Source organism: Trebonia sp. (assembly GCF_030042015.1).
Taxonomy (GTDB): domain Bacteria; phylum Actinomycetota; class Actinomycetes; order Streptosporangiales; family Streptosporangiaceae; genus Trebonia.
This window is the reverse complement of sequence record NZ_JASIAL010000413.1, coordinates 1-4,660: the sequence shown is the minus strand read 5'-3', so window position 1 is coordinate 4,660 and position 4,660 is coordinate 1. Positions and strand designations below refer to the sequence as shown.

The window sequence follows — 4,660 nt, the reverse complement described above, 5'->3', positions numbered from 1 at the left end:
CAGCATCGCCTGCTGCCGCTCCCGCGCCAGCGCCGCCAGGATGTCGGGGTGGTTGCTCATGCGGATCGCTCCCTTTCCGGTTGGTCATCGCAGCCAGCCCGAACCTATGGCGGCACGCCGGCGCCCCGCATCGGGAGCGGTTCCCCAGTTTCACCCTGGGGCTGCCTAGCTTTCCCGCGCGCTTACCCATCTTGCGGGAGGGACACCCGGGTAGAGCTCACGCTGCTCGAGCCGGTCGCCGGCCGCGCGCCGTCGGGCGTCGACGAGCGCTTCCGCCTCGCGGCCGTCACTATGCCCCCCGGGCCGCCGTCCCGGTCAGCGCGGGGCGGTCGGCGTGCCGGCTAGCCCGAGCCGGGCGGCGTGGGCGGCGGCGGCGCGGCGTGTCGGAGCGCCCAGTTTCGCCAGGACGGCCGAAACGTGATGGTCGACGGTCTTGGCCGAGATGACCAGCTTGGCGGCGATCTCCGCGTTGGTGTGCCCGGCGCAGATCAGCTTGAGTACCTCGCGCTCGCGGCGGGTCAGCCCGAGCGGATCAGCCTGGGTCTGCGTCCGCGGCCCGGCTGGGATCGAGCGGATGCCGAGCGTGCGCATCTTGTGCCGGGTGAGCTGGGCGGCCGCCGTGGCGCCGAGGCCGGCGAAAAGTTCCAGCGCCTGGCGCTGGGCGGCTTCATCACCGGCGTCGTGCAGGGCGAGCGCCGCCTCATACGGACAGCCCAGGCTGGCCCAGTCCCGGGAGGCTTGCGCCCATTCGCCGGCCAGCTGCCGCCGGCAGGGCCCGGGCAGCTCACCGCGCGGCGGCCGGGGCGAACCGGTACGGCGCAGCCAGACGGCGATCGCGCCGCGCTCCCATCCGTCCGAGCCGACCTGTGCGTCATCGGCCAGTTCGGCCTCATGGGCGGCCCGGTGCGGGTCGCCTTGCAGCCAGCACACCTCGGCGCGGGCCAGCCGCACCGGGATGATCCACTGTGGCTCAGCGCAAGCGTCCGCGCGCTCCGCCGCTTCGTCGAGATACTCCCAGGCACCCGGCTCGCCGCGCCTGGCCCGGATGACCCCGAGCACGTGCAGCGGGTGAAGCCGGTACAGCGAAGACAGGTCGGCCAGCAGTTCGGTGCTGAGCGCCACGGCCTCATCCCAGCGCCCGGTCCGCTCCAGGGCTACCGTCCGCTCCCCCCGCAGGAAGGCCGCGTGCGAACCGGCATCGTGCTCCTCGCAGTACGCGACGCCATCGGTGAAATACCGTTCCGCCTCGGCGAATCGCCGCTGATCGGCGTGGCAGCTGTAAAGGTTCGCGAAGGCCCGGCCCGCCTGGCCGTGAAGACCGGCCGAGAGCGCGACATCCAGTGCCCGGAGCAGGTACCCGGTCCACTCCCCGCCGCCCATGTGAGCAACCGAGCAGCCTTGGGTGTTCAGCGCGTCGCTGAGCGCATTTACCGCACCCAGCGGCTCGGCGATCACCTGCGCCCGCACCGCCAGGTCGACCGCCGCCTGATGCTCCGAATTCACCATCCGCGCGCTGGCAAGGCTGGCATATGCCCACGCCAGCTCGGTACCGGGTCCCAGCGGTTCCAAGACCGCCACCGCGGCCTCGCCCGCAGCGACCGAATCGGGGCCCCGGCCCAGCTGCTGCAGAGCCCAGGACAGATGCCGCAACGTGTCGCCCTCGCGCAGACGGTCACCGGCCTGACGCCACAACCTCACCGCCTGCTCGCCGGCCTCGACGGCGCCCTGGAACCGGCCGACCAACAGCAGCTCGATGGCAAGTCCGCCGTAAAGCCCGGCGGCCACCGCCGGGTCAGCGGCTGGGGCGCAGCGCAGGGCGCGCTCGAACTGCGCGGCCGCCTCCCGGTGTGAACCCAGCTCGGCTGCCTGACGCGCGGCGCGCGGCGCATGGTGCAACACGCCCGCCCGGTCGCCGGCCGCCTCCGCGTGAAACGCCATCCGCGCATCATCCTCGCACCCCAGCACACCAAGAGCAGCCAGGATCCGGGCGTGGACGACGACGCGGCGGCGCGGCGGCATCGCCTGCTCCACCGCCAGCCGCGCGATCTCATGCCGGAACCTCAGCCACCCACCGTCCTCGGCGAGCAGCCCAGACGCCAGCACCTCATCCACGGCGGCCGGCGGGCACGCGGTGACGGACTCCAGCAGACCCAGCTCCACGCGGGCACCGGTCAGCGCCGCGACATCCAGCACCTCACGAGACCCGCCGCCCAGCCGCGCGGCGCGCGCCAGCACCGCATCACGGGCCGACGGCGGGACCGCACCGAATCCCGCCCGCACGACCTCGGTGACATAGAACGGGTTCCCGCTCGTCAGCCGGTACAGCTCGGCTGCGTCAAGGCCGGTCCCGTCGGCCAGGATCCGCACCGCCTCGGCCGACAGCGGTGCCAGGTCCACGCGCCGGGTCGACCGCTGCCGGGCGATCTCCCCGAGCGCAGCCCGCAGCGGATCATCGGCCGCCAGGTCCTCGCCCCGGTAGGTGGCGATCAGCAGCACCGGCACATCCCGCAGCCGCCGGCCAAGGAACCGCAGCAGGTCCAAGGTCGCCTCGTCGGCCCAGTGGATGTCCTCCACGACCAGCACACTCAGCGGGCCCCGCTCGCTGACCTGGCGCAGCAAGGCGCGGAACAGGTCCTCGCGGGCCGCACCGCCCCGGCACAGATCATCCAGCTCCCCGCCGAGCTGGCCGGCCAGGTCAAACAGCGGCCCCAGGGGGCGCGGGGTAAACAGTCCGTCGCAGGCCCCCCACGACCAGCGGGCATCAGGCAGATCGTTTCGCAGCTGCTCTACCAGGGCCGACTTGCCGATGCCCGCCTCCCCGGCCACCAGGACCAGCCGTCCATCGCCCTCCCGCGCCTCGCGCGCATACCCGGCCAGCGCCGCCAAAGACGCTCCCCGCTCCAGCATCTGCACGATCACAGTGTTCCCCCACCTGCACTTATTTCCAACTCTTTACCCTGATCGATTCGGTATTACCAGGCGGGTCCCGGCCCCTTGGATCCTGCTCTCGTGTCATCGTGCCGGCCGGAGTGTGTCCGGTACCGCGGCCGGAATGAGATGCTGGCACCGTGGCATTCACCCCCGTGTCCACCGCCCAGGCCGTCAGGGCCGTGCTGTTCGACGTGTTCGGCACTGTGGTCGACTGGCGGACCGGGGTCGCCGCGGCCGCCCGCCGGTTCGCCGGCGAGCACGGCCTCGAACTCGACGCCTGTGCGTTCGCCGACGCCTGGCGGTCCCGGTACATGCCGGCGATGCGACGGGTCAGTACCGGACAGCGGCCCTTTGTCCCGCTGGACGTGCCGCACCGCGAGAACCTCGACGGCGTGCTTGCCGACCTCGGGCTCGATCCGGGGCGCTTCGGCCCGGCGGCGCTTGACGAACTCAACCGCGCCTGGCACCTCCTGCCGCCGTGGCCCGACAGCGTCCCGGGCATCACTGCGCTGAAGCGCGACTACATCGTCGGACCGCTGTCGAACGGGAACACTTCCCTGCTGCTCGAGATGGCGAAGGCGGGCGGGCTGCCCTGGGACCTGATCCTCGGCTCGGACGTGACAAAAGCCTACAAGCCGGCCATGGAGGCGTACCTGCGGCCGGCCGCCATGCTCGGGCTTGAGCCGGGGGAAATCATGCTGGCCGCAGCGCACGAGGCCGACCTCGCAGCCGCCCGCCAGGCGGGCCTGGCGGCGGCGTTCATCTCCAGGCCCCTGGAGCAAGGGCCGGGGATTCCCGGGGCCGGCGTCGCCACCAAGCCGTGGGACCTGTCCGTGTCGTCCATCACCGAACTCGCCGCCCTGATGTGATCAAAGCTGCCGAAGGCGCACATCCTTGCGGGTTCCGGGCGCATCGGGTTCTATCCGAAATCTCATCGGATGCGGCATTATTCCTGTGCTGTTGACAAGGGCCCGCCCCCGGCGGCCAGGAGCAGGCAGAACGCGGCACCGGGCGCTCTGGCGCCGCATAGACATTGGATTGGAGCGACCTTGACCGCTTCCGACACGGCCATCACAACCGCGAATCCGGCCATAGATCCCGCCCAGCCAACCACGATCGAGAAGCCCCCCGGGCTCTTCCTGAAGTTCGCGAACTGGGTCTCCGAGGCGATGGGCAGACCCGCCAACATCGCGTTCTGGCTTGTCCTTGTGGTGTTCTGGACCCTGATCTTCGCCTTGGGCGGACACTATCTCGCTTCTGGCGCGTGGCTGCCGGCGTGGTTCACCTCAACTGGCTACAACTTCCCGCTCAACCTGATCACGACCGTGGCCGAGCTGTTCATCGGCTTCCTCGTCGCGGCCGCGGCCAACCGGGCGCAGGACGCGCTGACCGTTTTGCTAGCGCACATCCGGGCCGGCGTCGAGCGTGACGTCGCAATCGAGCGAGGGCTGCAGGATGCAATCGCGGAGAACACCCAACTGACCATGCAGGTGCACGATCTTCAGGTGGCCATGTCCACGCAGATGGCCCTCCTCGACGAGATCCGCCGCCACGTTGCCGCGCTATCGCCGAACGCCGATCTGCTGCCACCGCGCCCTGAAGGGTCGCCAAAGACGGCTGACTAGCTGACGGGAGGAACGGCCCACCCGCTCGGGGTGAGGCAGCGGCAGCCGTCCCCCAGCTGGCGCCGGGTGGCGCAGACGATAGCCACTGAGCCAGCGGCGCACCG

The 4,660-nt window shown here is 71.2% G+C and carries 3 protein-coding genes; 2 read left to right on the top strand and 1 reads right to left on the bottom strand.

All coding sequences use genetic code 11. The features are described 5' to 3' along the window. Positions 1-315: 315 nt before the first annotated feature. Positions 316-2,907 (bottom strand): LuxR family transcriptional regulator, encoded by a 2,592-nt coding sequence (locus tag Q1N79_RS22270; RefSeq protein WP_300612031.1) that lies wholly within the window; start codon positions 2,905-2,907, stop codon positions 316-318. Between the two features lie 161 nt (positions 2,908-3,068). Between Q1N79_RS22270 and Q1N79_RS22265 the strand changes: the two genes are divergently transcribed. Both Q1N79_RS22265 and Q1N79_RS22260 read left to right on the top strand, forming a co-directional pair. Then, positions 3,069-3,800, top strand: a complete 732-nt coding sequence (locus Q1N79_RS22265) for a haloacid dehalogenase type II (RefSeq protein WP_300612029.1) — start codon at positions 3,069-3,071, stop codon at positions 3,798-3,800. Positions 3,801-3,980: 180 nt separating this feature from the next. Continuing rightward, a complete protein-coding gene (locus Q1N79_RS22260) occupies positions 3,981-4,556 on the top strand; it encodes a hypothetical protein (protein WP_300612027.1) in 576 nt (191 codons plus the stop codon). The last annotated feature ends 104 nt before the right edge of the window (positions 4,557-4,660 follow it).